Source organism: Microbacterium sp. CPCC 204701 (genome assembly GCF_004010105.1).
Lineage (GTDB): Bacteria > Actinomycetota > Actinomycetes > Actinomycetales > Microbacteriaceae > Microbacterium.
Window position 1 is genome coordinate 1 of the sequence record NZ_RRYE01000003.1, and the last position, 17,237, is coordinate 17,237.

Here is a 17,237-nt window from a genome sequence, read left to right on the forward strand (position 1 = left end):
ACACCCGTCGTCGCCGGCTGCGAGCAATCACCCTCCGCACCACCACCACCGATCGCGGATCCCCCCGCACAACCAGCCAACCCGACCACCGCCACCATCACGGCGGCAACGGCCAACGTTCTCCTCATATCCATGCTTTTCCTCCTCAGTGAGATGTCGTACAGGTGTGGACTCGGACACACGCCACGTTCCGAGTGGCGGGGTCGTCAGCGGCCGGAGGCATCGACGACCTGGAACGGCGATAGCGTGCCGGCGCCAGCGTCATATACATCTAGGCCCTCGCCGCGGACGATGTAGGGCTCGCCTGGCGAGGTGTACAGAGGTATCCCGTCCTTCACCACCGTGATCGCGTCGTAGCGGAAGTCATGGACCGCGTCGATGAAGCTTTCACGATCGACGGACTCCAGCGACTCCAGCACCTTCACCGTCAACTCCCCCGCGATCCATCCGCCGAGAGCATGCGCTTCGGAGTACCCGCTCGCGTTTGGCTGCTTGGCGAACTCCTCGAGGAAGAGCCTCATCGCCGGATCGTCCGCATCGCGCTCGGGGTCCTTGAATACATTCCCGATCAACGCTCCGTCCGCCGCCCCCGGATCGAGCTTCCGCAGAACGTCCAAGCTGACAGCGGCCCCCTGGGGGACCAGGATCTGCGGCGTCCAGCCCAGCGAGTGCGCGTTGTTCATCGCCTGGAGCACGGCGTTGCCCGTACCGACGATAAAGAACGCGTCCGCACCCGAGGCTGCGAGCGTGGTCACCTGGGCGCGCACGTCGGTATCAGTGGGCTCGTATGTCTGCGTGTCGACGATCGTGACGCCGCTGCCCTCGATCGTCTCGGTGAACCCCTCGACGAACGGCACCCCGAAGTCGCCGTTCTGCGCGAGGATCGCCACTGTCGCATCGGGCATGTTCTCCCGCAAGTACTGAGCCATCACCTGCCCCTCCACCACGGTGAGGACCCCGATGCCGACAAGATAAGGGTGCTCCGGATCGGAGATCGCCGGGTTGCCGCTGGCGATCCATACCGACGGTGCACACGCCTCCTCCAGCACCGGCCGCGCCGCGAGTTGCTGCGACGTGCCGAAGGCGTGACTCAGGGCGAACACCTCCTCGCGGTTGACCAACTCGTCCGTGTTCGTCTTCGCCTTCGACGGGTCATACGCATCGTCTAGCACCACGAGCTCGATCTGACGGGTCTTCCCGTCCTTGGACGTCACCCCACCCTCCGCGTTCACCATGTCGAAATACGCCCGCTGCGCCGCGATGGCTCCGCCGTAGACGGACAGCGCCCCCGACAGCGGGACAGTGGCCCCGATCTTGATCGTGTCGTCATCGACACCGGTCGTCGGAGGCTGGGAGCAGTCGGACTCTTCGCCTGCGCTCAGCGCCGACCCGCCGGCCGCGCATCCGGCCAAGCTCGAGCACACCACGATCGAAGCGACGGCGATGGCCCTGCGGATTGTTGATTGCATGCTGCTCTCTTCCTTGAGTTCGCATGAGCGCGGGCGCGCTCGTCAGGTCCTGTCGCCAGTAGCGGCAGTTCGGTTACGGATGAACCGCCGCCAAAGTTCGGCAACGCGTGACGGGATGCCTGCAAGCCCTTGAGGGAGGAAGAGGAGCGCGAGGATGAGGATGACGCCGGTAACCGCCGGCGCCAGTATCAGCGGAACGCCTGCCGCATCGCTCACGTCGGGAATGAACCGAAGGAAGATGGCGCCTAGGAGCGGGCCGGCCACCGTTCCCGCTCCACCGAGCGTCATGGCGAGAAGGATGTTCAGCGAGAGGAACACGCCGAAGTCCGCGGGACTCACGAAGTGGTGCTGCGCGGTGAACATCCAGCCGGCAAGCCCCGCGAGCCCGGAGGCACCAGCGAAGGTTACGACCTTGACGACGCGCACGTTCGTTCCCAATGCGGCGGCCAGGAGAGGCTGGTCTCGGATGGCGAACAGGGTTCGCCCGGTCCGACTCTTGAGCAGATTGTGGGAGGCGAGGAGGACGAGGAGCATGACGATCGCGAGCACCCAGTATGTCCACACCGAGTCGGCGAACGGGAACCAGGGCGGCATCTCGAGCGACTTGTCAACCGAGAGCCCGGCCGGTCCACCACCCGCGTCGCCGAGCCGGAGTATTGCGGTGGGGAAGACCAGCGCCAACCCCAGGGTCACCAGCGCGAGATGCAGTCCCGCAATCCGAAGCGCCGGAAGGCCTGCAATGGCTCCGACAGTCGCCGCGACGAGCACGGCTATCGGAAGGCTCGCCCAGTAGCTCATATCAAGGTTCTGCACCAGCATCGCGGTCGTGTATGCACCCATGCCGAAGAACGCGCCCTGTGCGAGTGAGATCTGACCGGTGACGCCCGTCAGCAGGTTCGAGCTCATGATCACGACGGCGAACACTGCCACATCGCCGACTGCTCGCATGGTGATGCGATCCGTCAGGAGCGGCACGAGGAGGACGATTAGGGCCACCGCGATCCACACACCCGTTCGCGCCCACCGCGTCGGATCGGCCGTGACGACGGACGTGCGGACCGTTCCCGTCGCGACGACTTCCTTGATGCTGGTCATACTCGCTCCAATCGTGCGCGCCCGAAGAGGCCTTGAGGACGAATGAGAAGAATCGCGACGACGACCACCAGCGCGGATGCCAGCTGCAGTTGCGTCCCGATGAAGTCGATGTAGCCGCTCGACAACGCCTGGACCAGCCCGACGAGCAGACCACCGACGACCGCGCCGATGGAGCTGTCGAGTCCGCCGACGACTGCGGCAACGAAGCCGTAGAGCATGACGTTCGCCATCAGATTCGGACTCACGTACAGCGACGGGGCGATCATGATCGCGGCCGTCGCCCCGAGCAGACCGGCGAGTCCCCAGCCCACCAGCAGATTGCGGCGGACATCGATGCCAAGCAGTTGACTGCTGTCGGCGTTCTGGCTGGAGGCTCGGAGCGTGACGCCGAGGGTCGTGCGAGTGAACAACAGCCAGAGCAGGAGTGCGACCACCCCGAGTACGACGAACTGCCCGAGCGTGTCGATGCCGATCGTCGCGTTCCCGATCTGGACGCTGCCGTTTCCGAAGATGCTCGGCAACCGCTGCGTGGTCGTGCCGAAGATGAAGGCCGCCAGGGAATTGAAGATGAGCAGCAGACCCATGCTCGCGATCCCCAACCGGAGATGATCGCCTCCCTCGAACGGTCGGATGACGATCCGCTCAGTGGCTGCGCCCAGGACGAACCCCGCCACGATCCCGACCAGGATGGCGGCGGCGAGGGGCCAGCCGAACCCCAGATTCGGGTCGAAGAACTTCCATGCGATGAATGCGCACACCATGGCCATCTCGCCTTGGGCGAAGTTGATGAACCCCGTCGTTCGGAAGACGAGGACCACTGCGAGCGCGAAGAGTGCGTAAACCGCACCGTCGCTGAGGCCGTCGAGAACACGCTGCAGAAAGAGGTCCATAATCAGATTCCCAAGTAGGCGCGACGAACGTGGTCATTAGCGGCGAGGTCGGCTGCCGCCCCTTCGACGGTTACTCGGCCGGCTTCCAGGACGTACGCTCGGTCAGCGATGCTCAACGAGGCCGTGGCGTTCTGCTCCACGATCAGGAGCGCCGTGCCGAATTCGCTGTTTATGCGCTTCAGCTCCGCGAAGACGCTTTTCACCATGAGGGGAGCGAGTCCGAGCGACGGCTCATCCAGGAGGACGAGCTGCGGATTCCCTGCCATCGCCCTCGCGACCGCGAGGAGTTGCTGCTCACCGCCGCTCAGGCTTCCCGCCATCTGGTTGCGTCGTTCTCCAAGACGAGGGAAGACATCGAACCAGTGCGCGATGATCTCCTTGCGCTCTCGGCCAGATGCATGCGCGCCGGCCCAGAGGTTCTCGGCGACCGTGAGGTGAGACAACGTGCCGCGGCCCTGGGGCACATGAGCGAGCCCGGCGCGTGCCCGCTTGTACGGCGGGCGTCCGGAGAGCGACTGTCCGAGGAAGACGACCTCGCCGCGGGACTTGAGGAGGCCGGAGATCGACCGGAGGAGGGTGGTCTTCCCTGCCCCATTCGCACCGAGGATCGCGACGGCTTCGCCACCCGAGACGGAGACGCTGATGTCCACCAGGACGTCGCCTGCACCGTATCCCGCATGAAGCCCCGAGACATTCAGGATTTCGCTCATGCCGCCACCCCCAGGTAGGCCTCGATGACTTTCGGGTCGGATGACACTTCGCGCGGTGTGCCCTCCGCGATCTTCCGTCCGCCGTCCAAAACGATCACCGTCTCCGCCAGGGACATCACAAACCCCATGTGGTGCTCCACGAGGAGCACCGCAGTCTGAAAGTCGTCCCTTACGCGGCGGAGCAGCTGTGCGAGTTCGCCGATCTCGTTCTCGTTGAGGCCACCGACGGGCTCGTCAATGAGCAGAAGAGTCGGTTCCAGTAGGAGAGCGCGCGAGATCTCAGCACGCTTGAGAGTGCCGAACGACAATTCCTTCGGCTTCCGCTGGGCGGTGTCCAGCAGATCGAGCGCGTCCAAGGCGGCCAAAGCACGGTCGCGGAGACGCTTTTCTCGAGCGACCGACCACGGCAGCCGCAGCGTGTCCCCGAAGGAGCCGAGCCGGCGCGCGGTCGGATCGGCGATCATGAGGTTCTCCAGAACGGTGAGGCTGGGGACAAACGAGATGTTCTGGAATGTCCTGGCGATTCCGATCCGCGAAATCCTGTGCGCGGGGAGATGCAGGACAGATTCCTCCCCGTAGGTGATCGAACCGCTGTTGGGTGTGTACAGCCGGTTGATGCAGTTGAAGAGGCTGCTCTTGCCTGCGCCGTTGGGGCCGACGAGCGCGACCATCGCGCCGGCCGAGACCGTCATCGACACGTCCGTCAGCGCGTTTACGCCGCCGAACTTCAGGGTGAGGTCGGTGATCTGGAGATCTGGCACTTGATCGCTCCTTTGCGAGTCACGCCGACGATTCGGGTGAGTCAATAGTAGATCAGCATTCTAGTGAGGTCCAGCGATGGACCTGAAATGCCTTGGGCCCCGAGTCGTGTAACCTCATGGGATGCGGGCCGCGGCGATGGCACGGTGTTACGACACCCCGCACAGAGCCGCCCGTAGTCAGCCCCGAGGCCGACGTAGAGAACTGGGTTCTAGTTCAGCGGTCGGCGTCGAGGCCCTGGACCGCCCACCGGATCTGACGTCGAGCTAGGTCAAGGCCATCCGCCATGCTCCTGCGGCCTACGAACCACTGAGTGAGCAGGTCCCACCACAGCGACTGGACGAGCTCGGAGAGGGCGAATGCGTCCGCCTCGGGGTAGCCGGGCATGCTGCGCACCAGCGCAAGCCTCGTGGTCCGCCTCAGCTCCGCCATGATCTCGCTGACGTATGGATCGCTGGAGACCGAGGACTGCACCATCATCGCTAGCAGGTTGGGGTGGCGGAGGTACGCGTGGGTCCCGCGCCTGACGGTCGCGACGAGCTGCTCGTCGAGGCTCTGCTCCGGATCCGGGTCGGGAGTCCTGGCCGCAAGGGGCTCACCCCAATACGTGATCGCTGATGCGAACAGGTGCTCTTTCGAGGAGAAGAATCGGTAAATGGTGGCAAGGGCTATCCCCGATTCGGTGGAGACCGACTTGACGCCGACCGCATCCACGCCGTCTCGATCGACGAGTTTGATAACGGCGTCGAGGATCAACTTCCGCTTCCGGAGTTGCACCGGCGACATGGCCTCCACCGGCACGATCTCGTACATCGCTCCACCATAGCCGTGCGACGCGGGTGCTAAATCGACCCGCGCGCGATGAGCGCGTCGGCGATCTCCACGCGATGGCGCGCCGCATCGCCCTCCCACGCCGAGAGCAGCATGGCGCGCTTCAACCAGCGATGGATCGGGTGATCCCAGGTCATCCCGATTCCGCCGAGCACTTGGATGGCCTGTTCCGCAGCGAAGACGGCAGCGCTGCCTGCCTGCGCTTTCGCTGCTCTCGCAAGCACGTAGTGCGTTGCCTCCGAGGCCACCCCCGTCTCGACGGCCCAGGCTGATCGGTACGCGAGCGAGCGTGCGAGTTCGATCTCCTTGAAGACTTCGGACAACCGGTGCGACACACCTTGGTATGTGCCGATGATCTTGCCGAACTGCTCGCGCTCCTTCGCGTAAGCGACCGCGATGTCGAGGGCACGTCGCGCGACACCCACCGCCTCGCAGCTCAGCGCGGAAAGGACGCGGACGTGAAGCGCCGCGAGGTCCAGTCGATCGGTCACCAACCGCACTGGACGGGCGGTGACCCCATCGAGGTCGATCTCGAAGAGACGCCGGGTTCCGTCAAGCGACTGCAACGGCCGTCGCACGTCTGGACCAAGGGCCACCTCGCAGAGCAGGACGGCATCCCCTTGCCGCAACGGGACGAGCGCAACGTCTGCGTCCTGTGCGTCCGGAACGAGGATCTTCCTCCCGAACGCGATTCCGTCGGCCTGAATCTCCGCACGCGTGTCGACGATATCGAGGACCGAGGTGTTCCCGGCGTTCTCCGCCCACGCGAACGTCGCTCGCACCTCCCCGGCATCGATGCGGCGCGCGAGCGGATCGTCGTTCGAGAGCAGCGGGCGCACGAAGGCCGTCGTCATGAACCATGCGCCCGCAAGCAGGGCGTAGCCGGCCTCTTCAAACAGCACGGCCTGGTCTAGGAAGGAGAGGTCTGCGTCGAACCACCCCAGCCCTGCCAGTTCGTTCACCAAGTCCGGATTGCTGCCGCCCTCGCCGTCGGCGATCTCGGCCACCCGCGAGGGCGGAAGATTTGCTGCCAGGAACTCTCGCGCATAGGCACGAAGCTCGCCTTGTTCTTCGCTGAAGGAGAAATCCATTCGAGGTGCCTATCTGCTTCGGGGAAGGCCGAGTACTCGCTCGGCGATGACGTTCTTCAAGATTTCGGACGAGCCGCCCTCGATGGTGTTCGCTCGTGCTCGCAGTCGCTGCCCCTGCCAGAAGCCGTTGCTCCAGGCATCAGCACCGTCGAGCCCGCCCACGAGCCCCTGTGCATCCAGCGCCGCCTTCGTGAGCGCCTGATTGGCGTCGCTCCAGGTGAGCTTTGCAACGGAACTCTCCGGTCCGGGCACCCCATCGACGTTCTTCGGATCGCTGAGCATCCGCATATTGGTGAACCGAAGGGCATGCAGACGAACCCACGCGTCGCCCAGGGCTTCCCGCAGTCGAGGATCCTCCGTGAGGTCACGCTCGACCAGGAAGTCGAAGAATGCCGACAGCTGCTTCTCGAGGCTGAGCGCCATTCCCATGGCGGCTGTGCCGCGCTCGTGTCTGAGCGTCGTCATGGCGACCTTCCATCCTTCGCCGCGTGCGCCGAGCATGCTGTCCCTCGGCACGCGAACGTCGTCGAAAAACATCTCGTTGAACTCCGGTACGCCCGTGATCTGCGGCAATGGACGGACATCGATGCCCGGACTTTTCATGTCGACCAGGAGGAAGCTCAGTCCGAGGTGCTTCGGGGCGTGCGGCTCCGTACGCACGACGAGGATGCAGCGGTCCGCCATGTGAGCGAACGACGACCACACCTTCTGACCGTTGACGACCCACTCATCGCCATCCAGGACAGCCTTGGTGCGCGCGCTTCCGAGGTCGGATCCCGCTCCCGGCTCGGAGAATCCCTGGCACCAGACCTCATCGCCTCGGAGAATCGCCGGAAGGTAAGTCGCCTTCTGCTCTTCCGTGCCCCAGTTGATGATCGTGGGCCCGGCGAAGCCAATGCCGATCACGTTCACGTGGTCGGGAGCATCGGCACGCGCGAGTTCCTCCAAGTAGATGTTCTGGTAGGACGGCGCGAGACCTCGCCCGCCGTACTCGACGGGCCAGGTGAGACCGACCCAGCCTGCGTCGGCGAGCTTGGCGCTCCACTCGCGCAGGAACGTCTCGTCGTGCGCTGCGAAACCCTCGCGCTCGCGCCACTCGGTAGGGATGTTCGCTTCGAGCCACGACCTCAGCTCCAGCCGGAACCGCTGCTCATCCTCGGACTCCGTGAAATCCATTCCTATTACCGCCTCGTAACTAGAACGCTGATCTAGGTATAGGTTTCACCGTAGCTCATGAAGCGACCTCGGCAAAGCTACCAGACGAGCGTGATCGGTCACGTTGACATTGACGACGAGTAGAACGGGCATCTAGTGTTGGTGTGCCGGCAACGGTGAAGCAGCGTAGCTCAGCGAATGGAGTCTCCTCATGAGGACGTACGAGCAGATCCTGGTGGATCGCGTCGGAACGGACGGGCGGGTCGCCCGGATCACCTTAAACAACCCCGAGAAGCTCAACATCCTCTCTCCTCAGATGGTCGCGGAACTGATGGACGCGCTCCGCGTCCTCGAGTCCGACATGACCGCACGGGTCATCATTCTCCGTGGCGCGGGAAGAGCGTTCAGCGCCGGGTGGGACCTCGGCAACCCCAACGTCGGCAACGAAGACCCGGCGTATACGGGCGGCGCCTACCCGATCTTCGACGGGGACGGTCGCCCGCTCGCCATGAACTTCGCCAACGGGCTGAAGCGCGGCGCCGAAGCGCAGCTTTACATGTGGAGCATGGCCAAGGTGACGATCGCGCAAGTTCACGGGTTCTGCATCGCCGGGGGTCTTGAGTGGGCAGCGATGGCCGACCTCGCGACCGCATCCAAGGACTGCATCATCGGGCACCCCGGGAGCCGCGGCCTAGGAGTCGCTCGCAACGCCGCACTTCTCCCGCTCGTCACGAGTTGGCGCAAGGCGAAGGAACTGCTTCTTACCGGTGACTCGGTTTCGGGTGAGCAGGCGGCGGAACTAGGCATCGTCAACTACGCGTGGGACGAGGAGGAGCTCGACAGCCGCACGATCGCCCTCGCGGATCGGGTTGCGAACATGTCCGCCGACCACCTCGCCGTCACAAAGGCGGCCGCGAACAGGTTCGTCGAAAACATGGGCGTGCGGTCGTCGATCGCCTCGGCCACCGAACTCGACGCACTCGGACAGAACACCGTCGCGAATCATGCTTGGACCGACAAGCTCCGGAACGAAGGCCTGAAGGCCGCTCTGGAGTGGCGCGACAAGCCGTACGGCGACTATGGTTTCCGCCCGCGGTGACGCGCTGCCTCCGCTGAGAGCCACGAGCCTCGTGCGCCCGTCGGATCTGCAGGAGTTCGGCGCCTGGAGTCGGAGGTCCATCCCCGACGTCTCACGCGTCGCGGAGCACGTCTGGTCGATCCCCGTCCCGGCGCCAGGGTTGCCGATTCGCTACACGCTCTGCTACGCGGTCCGTCGCGCGAAATCCTGGGTGGTCGTCGACCCCGGCCTCTCCAGCCCGCAGGGCTGGGATGCCCTTGTGGAGGGGCTGTCGCGCGCGGGGGCGACGATGACATCCGTGCGCGGAATAGTCGGAACCCACGCACACCCCGATCATGTCGGACAGGTAGGACGACTGCAGGAGCTGACTGGAGCCTGGTTCGCACTCGGAGACGGCGAGGTGATTCCCGTGCGTGATGGAGCGGACGCCGCCGCACGCGACGACGCGCTTCTCAGAGCCTGGGGGGTACCGGACGGATTACGCGACGCTCTGAACACCTATCGGTCGCCGGAGGCGATAGCGTCGGTGGTTCCTCCGGTGGACATCTTTCTCCAGGACGGCGATGTACTTCCCGATGTGGGCCTGATCACGGTCTCCACGCCCGGCCACACTCCCGGCCATGTGTGCTTCATCGACGAACGGTCGGATGCTGTCTTCACCGGAGACCATGTTCTCCCGAGAATCTCGCCCCATGTATCCGTCTGGACTGACGGCCTCACCGACCCGCTGAAACGCTACCGCGCTTCGCTGCGCCACTTGCTGTCGAGGCCGGCATCCCTCGTACTTCCCGGCCATGAGTACCGATTCGAGGGACTGAGCCAGCGGGTCGAGGAGCTGGACCACGCACTCATCCGAAGGAACGCCGAGGTGGCCGCGGTCGCACACGAGTCCGAAGCAACGGATGTGTGGGGCCTTGCACCCCTGATCAGGTGGTCCCGCGGCTGGGATTCACTTCACGGTCTGACCCGGCGGCTAGCCCTGTCCGAATGCGCCAGCCACGTGGAGTACGCGAACGGCGTCAACGCGATGACAGGACGAATTGCGACCCGCCCTCGTTCTGAAGCGGGCCAGCGGGATGCGCTCCTCAGCCGGGACGGGTCGTGACGATGTTCGATCGAGTCGGGGTCATCGGACTGGGTCTCATGGGAAGTGGGATAGCCGAGGTGGCGGCGACGGCAGGCTGCCAGGTAGTGGCGATCGAGTTCGATCAGTCCCGCCTTGCCCGGGGGACGGGGAGGATCGACGCGTCCCTGGAAAAGGCCCTGGCACGCGGCCGGATCGATTCGTCAGCGGTCGATGCTGCGCGCGGTCGGATCCGGGGCGCGACGGACTTGAATGCTCTAGCCGATTGCGACCTGATCATCGAGGCGGCGACGGAGCTTCTCGACGCCAAGCTTGCGATCTTCCGCACGCTGGGAGCGGTGAGCCGACCCGACGCGGTCTTGGCATCGAACACATCGTCTATCCCGCTCACTGATCTCGCCGCTGTGGCCGACCGCCCGGAGCGTGTGGTGGGGCTGCACTTCTTCAACCCTGCTCCCGTTATGGCGCTCGTGGAGGTGGTGTCCGCGGTACAGACCGATCCGGCCATCGCCGATGCGGTCGCGGACTTCGCTCGCAACCGGCTTGGGAAGACACCGATCGTCTCACCCGACCGGGCGGGGTTCGTCGTGAACGCCCTGCTGATCCCGTACCTGCTGTCCGCATTTCGAATGCTGGATTCAGGCAGGGCGACGGCCGAAGACATCGACACGGGCATGCGGCTGGGATGCGGGCACCCGCTTGGGCCCCTGGAGCTGAGCGACTTCGTCGGGCTCGACGTGGTGGCGGCCGCCGCAGAGTCCATGCACCGCGAGTACGCCGACGACGCCTACGCCGTCCCACCGCTGCTCCGAAGGCTCGTCGGGTCAGGGCGATTGGGGCGCAAGAGCGGGCGTGGAGTTCTCGACTATCAATAGGGCGATCGAACGCCAGCGCGACCCGCTCACGGTCTGACCAGCACGTTGGGACTGTCTGCTAGCTCGCGGCGCGGGGGCTGACGCGCGAACGGTGCCCGCACGGCGCTTGACTCGGCCTTGGTCAAAGCTGGACGATCACCGCTTTCGGCTCGGTGAAGAACTCGCGGCTGAAGGCGCCACCCTCACGGCCGATGCCGGAGTCGCCGGCACCGCCGAAGGGTGCACGAAGATCCCGGATGAAGAAGCAGTTGACCCACACACTGCCCGCTTTCAGCAGCGCCGCAACACGATGGGCCCGGCTGAGGTCGGTCGTAAACACCATCGCGTTCAGGCCGTAGGGTGTGTCATTCGCAAAGGCCACCGCTTCACCCTCCGTCTGGAATTCCGAGAGCGTCACGACCGGGCCAAAAATCTCCTCGCGCATCACCCGAGCGTTCGGGCCGGCGCCGGTGACGACGGTTGGAGCCACGGACCATCCGGCACCTCGGCCCCCTGTGACGATCTTCCCGCCGTCTTCGGCCACCGTGTCCAGGTACGACGACACCTTCTTGAAGTGTGCCTCGGACGAGAGGGGCCCGAGTTGAGTCGCCGGATCCTTAGGGTCGCCGAACCGCATGGCTTCGGACTTCTCGACGAACCGGGCGAGGAAATCTGGATAGATCCCGGACTGCACGTACAGCCGACTTCCTGCCAAGCACACCTGCCCCGTGTTCGTGAAGATGGCGCGCATGGACCAGTCGACGGCGTTGTCCAGATCGGCATCGTCGAACACGATGTTCGCGCCCTTCCCGCCGAGCTCGAGGGAGACGCCCGCAAGGTTCCCTCCCGCCGCTCGAGCGATGGTCCGCCCGGTGGCCGATTCGCCTGTGAACGTAACCCGATCCACGCGGCGGTCGGCGGTGAGCGCTTCACCCGCAGATGAGGGACCGAACCCCTGCACAACGTTCAAGACGCCGGGCGGAAGACCGGCTTCGAGGGCCAGCCGTCCGAGGATGGTGCCGCTCACGGGGGAATGCTCAGAGGGCTTCAAGATGACCGTGTTTCCCCAGGCGAGAGCCGGCGCCACCTTCCATGTCGCCATCATGAGTGGGAAGTTCCACGGCGCGATTGCCGCCACGACGCCGGCCGGCTCGTACCGGCTGTACGCGTGGAAGCCGTCACCCATCGGGTAGCTCTCAGCAGTGGCCAACCGGGCGTGGTCTGCGAAGAAGCGGAAATTCATCGCGCTCCGAGGGATGTCGTTGCCGACGCTCTGCGCGATCGGCTTGCCCATGTCATGAGTATCGGCCAATCCCAGTTCTTCGCCGTTCGCCTCGATGAGGTCCGCGATTCGATGCAGAATCTGCCCGCGTTCCACCGAGCTCATCCTTGGCCACGGGCCCTCGTCGAAGGCGGTTCGGGCTGCATGGACAGCGCGCTCGGCGTCCGGCGCGGAGCCGAGCGCGACGTCCGCCCAGCTCTGACGAGTCCACGGATCGACCGTGGGGAAGCGCTTCCCGTCCACTGAGTCGACCTCTACTCCGCCGATGACGTGCCCGTATCGATTCATGACGCACCTCCTGAAACTCGTACCTCTACGGAGCCGAGACGACCAAACCGCGCCGCCACCGCAACCCCCGCCCGCAACGGGATCGCGTCGGTCATCCCGCCGGTCAGCACGATGGATCCGCGAGGCACTGCGAGGCCTTGCTCGGCAAGCGCGTTCACAGCCCAGGCGAGCGCCTCGCCGGGGTGGCCGTACACAGCCGCACCGGTCGCGCTGTCCACCACGATCCCCGCTTCGGTCAAGAGAACTGGCTCGAAAAAAAGATCGACGTCATTCGGCCGGAGCCCTACGGGGCTGATGACGAAGCCGCCCGACGACGAGTTGTCCGCGATTGTGTCCTCGATGCGGAACTGGAAGTCGGTGTACCGGCTGTCGATGATCTCCACGGCTGCGTGGACCCGTTCGACGGCTGAGAGCGCCTGCTCCGGAGTCACTCTTCCGCGGAGTTCTCTGCCGAGGACGAACGCGATCTCCGGCTCAGCCCGGGGGTGAATGAATCCGGAGGCGGCCACGGGCTCATTCAGCCGGAGCCGCATCGCATCGGTCAGCCACGAGACCGTCGGCGAATCGATCCCCATCGTCGTTTGTTTAGCCCGAGACGTGAGACCGAGCTTGATCCCCACAACCGACTCGCCGCGGGCCACCCGCATGCGCAGCGTCTCACGTTGTACGGCGTACGCGTCCGCTTCGGACATGTTTGGCCACGCGACGGTGAGCTGAGGAAGCGGCCGCCCACTCCGCTCCGCCTCTAGGAGAATGCCGGCGGCCTTGGCGACGTCTGACGCGTTCATCGGGCGCGGCTCCGCTCCGCGGACAGTTGCAGCGCCACATCGATGATCATGTCCTCCTGTCCTCCCACGTAGCCGAGTTCACCGACTTTCCGCAGGATCTCGTGAGGAGGCACGCCATACCGCGCGCCCGCGCGCTCGGCGTGGAGAAGGAAGCTGGAGTAGACACCGGCATAACCTTGGATGATCGAGGACCGATCCATCTTCGGCCAGCGACGGATGTAGTCGGCCACGATGTCGTCCGCGGCACCGAGCACGCCGTCGAGGTCGACGCCCGTGCGCACGCCCAGCTTGTCGAAAACCGCCGTCAGCACCTCCGTGGGCGAATTGCCGGCGCCCGCTCCAAGCGCGTAGAGGGTGCCATCGATCTGGCGGGCACCGGCGCGGTAGGCCAGGATCGAGTTCGCCACTCCCAGCGACAGATTCTGATGACCGTGGAAGCCGACCTGCGCGTCGACACCGAGCTCGGCGACAACGGCCGCCACCCGGTCTGCGGCATCGTCGAGGATGAGGGCGCCGGCTGAGTCGACAACATACACGCATTGGCATCCAGCGTCGGCCATGATCCTCGCCTGCCGCGCGAGGATCTCCGGCGCCACCGAATGCGACATCATCAGGAAGCCCACGGTCTCGAGCCCGAGGTCACGAGCAAGTCCGAAGTGCTGGATGGAGACATCGGCCTCGGTGCAATGCGTCGCGACCCGAAGCACCGATACCCCCGCATCACTCGCCCACTTCACATCGTCGAACGTGCCGACTCCCGGTACGAGGAGGCACGCGATCTTCGACGAGCTCGCTTCTTCCACGGCCGCGGCGATGAGGATCTTCTCGTCCGTTCCAGAGAATCCGTAATTGAACGAGGATCCGCCCAAGCCCTCGCCATGCGAGACCTCGATGACTGGGACCCCTGCCCCGTTCAAGGCTCGCACCGTGTCACGTATGTTCTCCTCCGTGAATTGATGTGACATCGCATGACTGCCGTCGCGAAGCGTCGTGTCGGTAAGCCGTACGTCGATGCTCGGAGAACTCAACACACGACTCCTTCGTTCGGCGAAACCAGAATGCGGCGGGCCACCAGCTCGCCGACTTGTGCGGCGGCGGCCGTCATGATGTCGAGATTGCCCGCGTACTCCGGCAGGTAGTCTCCATTGCCCGCCACCCGGAGGAAGACGGCGACTCTGCCACGACCGCCCCATTCCTCACGGGGATCGTCGAACTGGGGTTCAGTGACGAGTTCGTACCCCGGCACGTACCGTTGGACGTCGCGGACCGCACGCTTGATCGATGCGGTCACAGCATCCTGATCGGTCCCCGGCTCCAGCGAACAGTAGACGGTGTCACGCATGATCATCGGCGGGTCGACAGGGTTGAGGATGACCACCGCCTTGCCTCGTTGCGCTCCTCCCACGCGCTCGACGGCAAGTGACGTCGTATGCGTGAACTCATCGATGTTCGCGCGGGTGCCGGGTCCTGCGGACCGCGACGAGATGGATGCGACGATCTCGGCGTACGCGACCGGTGTCACACGCGATACCGCGTCCACGATCGGAATCGTGGCCTGACCCCCGCACGTGATCATGTTGATGTTCTGCGCAGCCAGGTGCTCGTCGATGTTGACCGCCGGTGACACATAGGGCCCGATGGCGGCAGGAGTCAGGTCGACCGCGACGATGCCGGCATCGCGATACTTGTCGGCGTTGGCTTCGTGCGCTCGCGCCGAGGTCGCTTCGAACACGATTCGAGGGCGCGGCTCCTGTGCGAGGAGCCAGTCGACGCCGTCCGCGGACGCGTTGAGGCCGGCTTCACGGGCTCGGCGGAGGCCGTCCGACGAGGGGTCGACTCCCACCATGTAGCGGAGATCGATCAGCTCGCTCCGTCGCAGTTTGACCATCAGATCGGTGCCTATGTTCCCGGGTCCCACGATCGCTGCGATCACCTTGTCCATGTCTTCTCCTTTGGTGTGGCAATCACGCGAAGACCGCACTGACGTGTCCGAGGCCCGCGACCTGCAGATGAAAACTGCATCCGCGTGTGACAGGGACAGCCTTGGTCATCGACCCCGGAAGCACGACCGATCCCGCCGCGAGCGACTCGCCGAATCCACCCAGCGTGTTCGCAAGCCACACGAGTGAGTTCAACGGGCCTCCGAGAACCGCACCGCCCGCTCCCGTTCCGACGATTTCGCCGTCGCGAGTGAGCACCGCACCCGCGAACGCCAGATCCACCTCGCGCAAAAGACGTGGACGCTGCCCCACCACGAACCCACCCGAGGAGGCGTTGTCCGCGACGGTGTCCACGATTCCGATCCGCCAGTTCGCGATCCGGGAGTCGATGATCTCCAACGCCGGGAGGACATAGTCGACGGCGGAGATCGCCTGCGCGAGCGTCACCCCAGGTCCGCTTAGGCCGCGACCGAGCACCAGCGCGATCTCTGGTTCGATCCGGGGCTGGAGAAAACCTGCCGTGATCGGCGCCTCGTCCGTGAATGCCATCGACTGGGTCAGATGACCGAAGTCCGGACGGTCGACGCGCATCTGACGCTGCATAGCGCGGGAGCTCAGCCCGACCTTGTGGCCGACGATGCGGTCGCCGTCGGCCACCCACCTCCCGACCTGGATCATCTGTACCTGGTAAGCATCCTCCACGGTGAAATCGGGAAAGTCGGCGGAAAGCGGCGACGTCGCCTGCCCAGACCGGTAAGCCTCGAGCAGTCGAGCGGCGGCGGATTCGTGCGCTGACGATGTCATATCCGGCTCACCCGTCAGTTGATGCTTTCGGTCACCGGAAGCTTCACGAACTCAGGGTCGAGCTTCCGCACCCGGCTGGGTACGTTCGAGGGCGCCAGCAGGCTCTTCTGGTCAGGCAGCGGCGGAGTCCCGTAGATGAAGTATGTCTCGGCGGGCAGCTTTGCGCCGCCGATCGCGAGGCCGGTGTCGAAGTCGGCGAGATCCCACGTCACCGTCTCGAAGTCGGGCTCGAGCTCGAGGATGCCGGAGTTGCCGAACAATTCGATCCGGTTGCCGCCAGGCTCAAAGACGTAGAGGAAGGCTCCTTGGGTGATCCCGTGGACGTCGGGGCCGGTTTCGATCTCGATCCCGTACTCGCGGCATAGCTCCGCCGCATCGGTGTTGTGCTGCGGCACGCCGTACCAGAAAGCGAGGTGATGGAGCCGGCCCTTCGCCCCCGTCATGTCACGCATGATCGCCAGCTCGTGCCCCAGGATGTTGACGCTCATCCACGCCCCGATCTCGGTGTCCGTCGTGAAGTCCACGACGCGCTCGCGCGTCTCGAAGCCGAGTGCCGACTCGAATACGTCTTTCTGCACCGTGACGTCGGATGCCATCAGATTGACGTGGTCGAGTCGGCGGGGCGGCATACCTTGGAGAGGGCGCTTCGAGCGCCGGGTCAGGATCCTGCTACGAAGATCCTCCGGCGCCTGATACTTCTCCACATCCCAGATGATCTCCATCTGGTGCCCGTCGGGGCTCTCGAAGCCCCAGGTTCGGCCGACCCCGAGATCGCCGCTCTTCCACCCCGTTCCAAGACCGGCCTTGTCGAGCGCGTCGGCACGACGTTCCAGCGCTTCACGGGAGGTCGCGCGCCAGGCCATGGAACCGAGGCCGGGTTCGTCCGCTGCCGTCAGTTTGAGACTGTGATGATAGGGGTCCTCGTAGCACCGGAGGTAGACGGAGTCTTCCTGCCGAGCGACCTCGCGCATTCCGAGCAGCTCCTTGAAGAACCACAGACTGCCCTCCATGTTCGGTGTCAGCAGCTCGACGTTCGCGAGGTGGGCTAGTTCGTGTCGTGGGTGACTTTGGATCATGGTTGACTCCTCTTCGAGTGATAGCGCGTGTGAATCGTGCGTG

General features: G+C 64.9%; 17 protein-coding genes. 3 read left to right on the forward strand and 14 right to left on the reverse strand.

Annotated features, from left to right (window positions below):
- Positions 1 to 206: 206 nt before the first annotated feature.
- The 8 genes from EIO58_RS00660 to EIO58_RS00695 all read right to left on the reverse strand — a co-directional run bounded on the left by EIO58_RS00660 (position 207) and on the right by EIO58_RS00695 (position 8,021).
- Positions 207 to 1,469, reverse strand: coding sequence for an ABC transporter substrate-binding protein (locus tag EIO58_RS00660; RefSeq protein WP_127817771.1), 1,263 nt, complete (start codon positions 1,467 to 1,469; stop codon positions 207 to 209).
- A 42-nt stretch (positions 1,470 to 1,511) separates the two neighbouring features.
- Entirely contained in the window at positions 1,512 to 2,564 is a 1,053-nt protein-coding gene (locus EIO58_RS00665; protein ID WP_127817772.1) for a branched-chain amino acid ABC transporter permease, read from the reverse strand.
- The gene (locus EIO58_RS00670; RefSeq protein ID WP_127817773.1) at positions 2,561 to 3,454 is read right to left on the reverse strand and encodes a branched-chain amino acid ABC transporter permease; all 894 of its coding nucleotides are present in this window, start codon (positions 3,452 to 3,454) and stop codon (positions 2,561 to 2,563) included. Before EIO58_RS00670 ends, EIO58_RS00665 begins: the two co-directional genes overlap by 4 nt.
- Before the next feature lie 2 nt (positions 3,455 to 3,456).
- Positions 3,457 to 4,164, reverse strand: a complete 708-nt coding sequence (locus EIO58_RS00675) for an ABC transporter ATP-binding protein (protein ID WP_127817774.1) — start codon at positions 4,162 to 4,164, stop codon at positions 3,457 to 3,459.
- Positions 4,161 to 4,925: an ABC transporter ATP-binding protein gene (locus EIO58_RS00680; protein WP_127817775.1), complete on the reverse strand. Its 765-nt coding sequence runs from the start codon at positions 4,923 to 4,925 to the stop codon at positions 4,161 to 4,163. Before EIO58_RS00680 ends, EIO58_RS00675 begins: the two co-directional genes overlap by 4 nt.
- Positions 4,926 to 5,139: 214 nt before the next feature.
- Entirely contained in the window at positions 5,140 to 5,736 is a 597-nt protein-coding gene (locus EIO58_RS00685) for a TetR/AcrR family transcriptional regulator (RefSeq protein ID WP_127817776.1), read from the reverse strand.
- A 29-nt stretch (positions 5,737 to 5,765) separates the two neighbouring features.
- On the reverse strand, positions 5,766 to 6,845 hold the full coding sequence (locus tag EIO58_RS00690) for an acyl-CoA dehydrogenase family protein (RefSeq protein WP_127817777.1): 1,080 nt from the start codon (positions 6,843 to 6,845) through the stop codon (positions 5,766 to 5,768).
- Positions 6,846 to 6,854: 9 nt separating this feature from the next.
- Positions 6,855 to 8,021: an acyl-CoA dehydrogenase family protein gene (locus EIO58_RS00695; RefSeq protein WP_127817778.1), complete on the reverse strand. Its 1,167-nt coding sequence runs from the start codon at positions 8,019 to 8,021 to the stop codon at positions 6,855 to 6,857.
- Positions 8,022 to 8,211: 190 nt separating this feature from the next.
- On the opposite strand from EIO58_RS00695, the gene EIO58_RS00700 reads away from it, so the two are divergent.
- From EIO58_RS00700 to EIO58_RS00710, 3 genes are read left to right on the forward strand one after another with little or no spacing between them, the layout of a single operon-like run.
- Entirely contained in the window at positions 8,212 to 9,099 is an 888-nt protein-coding gene (locus EIO58_RS00700; RefSeq protein WP_127817779.1) for an enoyl-CoA hydratase-related protein, read from the forward strand.
- The gene (locus EIO58_RS00705; RefSeq protein WP_127817780.1) at positions 9,080 to 10,183 is read left to right on the forward strand and encodes an MBL fold metallo-hydrolase; all 1,104 of its coding nucleotides are present in this window, start codon (positions 9,080 to 9,082) and stop codon (positions 10,181 to 10,183) included. Before EIO58_RS00700 ends, EIO58_RS00705 begins: the two co-directional genes overlap by 20 nt.
- A 2-nt stretch (positions 10,184 to 10,185) precedes the next feature.
- Positions 10,186 to 11,037, forward strand: a complete 852-nt coding sequence (locus tag EIO58_RS00710) for a 3-hydroxyacyl-CoA dehydrogenase family protein (protein WP_127817829.1) — start codon at positions 10,186 to 10,188, stop codon at positions 11,035 to 11,037.
- Between the two features lie 121 nt (positions 11,038 to 11,158).
- On the opposite strand, the gene EIO58_RS00715 is transcribed toward EIO58_RS00710, so the two are convergent.
- From EIO58_RS00715 to EIO58_RS00740, 6 genes are all read right to left on the reverse strand, one after another.
- Positions 11,159 to 12,586 (reverse strand): aldehyde dehydrogenase, encoded by a 1,428-nt coding sequence (locus EIO58_RS00715; protein WP_127817781.1) that lies wholly within the window; start codon positions 12,584 to 12,586, stop codon positions 11,159 to 11,161.
- Positions 12,583 to 13,374 carry a 2-keto-4-pentenoate hydratase gene (locus tag EIO58_RS00720; RefSeq protein ID WP_127817782.1) on the reverse strand — a complete coding sequence of 264 codons (792 nt, stop codon included), beginning with the start codon at positions 13,372 to 13,374 and terminating at the stop codon, positions 12,583 to 12,585. Before EIO58_RS00720 ends, EIO58_RS00715 begins: the two co-directional genes overlap by 4 nt.
- Entirely contained in the window at positions 13,371 to 14,405 is a 1,035-nt protein-coding gene (dmpG, locus tag EIO58_RS00725; protein ID WP_240658508.1) for a 4-hydroxy-2-oxovalerate aldolase, read from the reverse strand. Before dmpG ends, EIO58_RS00720 begins: the two co-directional genes overlap by 4 nt.
- Positions 14,399 to 15,316 (reverse strand): acetaldehyde dehydrogenase (acetylating), encoded by a 918-nt coding sequence (locus tag EIO58_RS00730; protein ID WP_127817783.1) that lies wholly within the window; start codon positions 15,314 to 15,316, stop codon positions 14,399 to 14,401. The genes dmpG and EIO58_RS00730 overlap by 7 nt, the downstream gene beginning before the upstream one ends.
- 22 nt (positions 15,317 to 15,338) lie before the next feature.
- Complete coding sequence (locus EIO58_RS00735; protein WP_240658509.1) at positions 15,339 to 15,992, reverse strand: 2-keto-4-pentenoate hydratase; 654 nt, start codon at positions 15,990 to 15,992, stop codon at positions 15,339 to 15,341.
- 140 nt (positions 15,993 to 16,132) lie between these two features.
- A complete protein-coding gene (locus tag EIO58_RS00740; protein WP_127817785.1) occupies positions 16,133 to 17,194 on the reverse strand; it encodes a VOC family protein in 1,062 nt (353 codons plus the stop codon).
- Positions 17,195 to 17,237 lie beyond the last annotated feature (43 nt).